The organism is Microcystis sp. 0824, from assembly GCF_003112475.1.
Lineage (GTDB): Bacteria > Cyanobacteriota > Cyanobacteriia > Cyanobacteriales > Microcystaceae > Microcystis > Microcystis aeruginosa_C.
The window spans coordinates 1-965 of the sequence record NZ_BDSM01000076.1 but is presented as its reverse complement, the minus strand read 5'-3'; the positions used below and the strand labels follow the sequence as shown (position 1 = coordinate 965).

Here is a 965-nt window from a genome sequence, read left to right as displayed (position 1 = left end):
GTTAAAATAATATTAACCTGCGAATCTTTACAGAATTCCTTGCCAAATCATCAGACTATTGTTATCTGTTTAGACAAAGATTGGCAACAAATTAATCAGGCAAGTCTGGAGAATCTGAACAGCACAGTTTCTGCGGATAATTTAGCCTACGTTATTTATACTTCTGGTTCTACAGGAATACCCAAGGGTGTTATCGTCACTCATCAAGCAGTTAATCGACTGGTATTAAATACTAATTACATCCAGTTTACTCCTGATGACCGGGTTGTGCAAGCGTCTAATATTGCTTTTGATGCCGCTACTTTTGAAATTTGGGGGGCTTTACTTAACGGTGCTAAGATTATTATTATCGCTAAATCAGTTTTGCTCTCACCCCAAGAATTGGCACTAAGCTTAAAGGAAAATCGGATTAGTGTCTTATTTTTAACCACAGCACTTTTTAATCAGTTAGCCAATTTAGTTCCGCAAGCTTTTAGTAGCTTACGCTGCTTACTATTTGGGGGTGAAGCAGTTGAACCAAAATGGGTACAAGAGGTACTAGAAAAAGGTGCGCCACAACGGTTGCTTCATGTCTATGGTCCAACGGAAAATACAACGTTTTCTTCCTGGTATTTAGTGGAAAACGTAGCTTCTACAGCCACAACTATTCCCATTGGTAAAGCGATTGCCAATACCCAAATCTATTTGCTGGATAAAAATCTCCAACCTGTCCCGATTGGTGTTCCGGGAGAATTACATATTGGTGGTATGGGATTAGCCAAAGGTTATCTCAATCGTCCCGAATTAACCCAAGAAAAATTTATTCCTAATCCTTTTGAGAAGGATGAAGTGATCCCCCCAACCCCCCTTAATAAGGGGGGCAATGAGCCGTCAAAATTATATAAAACGGGAGACTTAGCCCGTTATTTACCCGATGGTAAAATCGAATATTTAGGACGCATTGACAATCAAGTAAAAATTCGCGG

The 965-nt window shown here is 39.6% G+C and carries 1 protein-coding gene; it reads left to right on the top strand.

What is annotated here, in order from left to right; all coding sequences use genetic code 11:
• Positions 1-965, top strand: a 965-nt coding sequence (locus tag N0824_RS20430; RefSeq protein ID WP_146184312.1) for an AMP-binding protein, incomplete at both ends; no start/stop codon positions are given.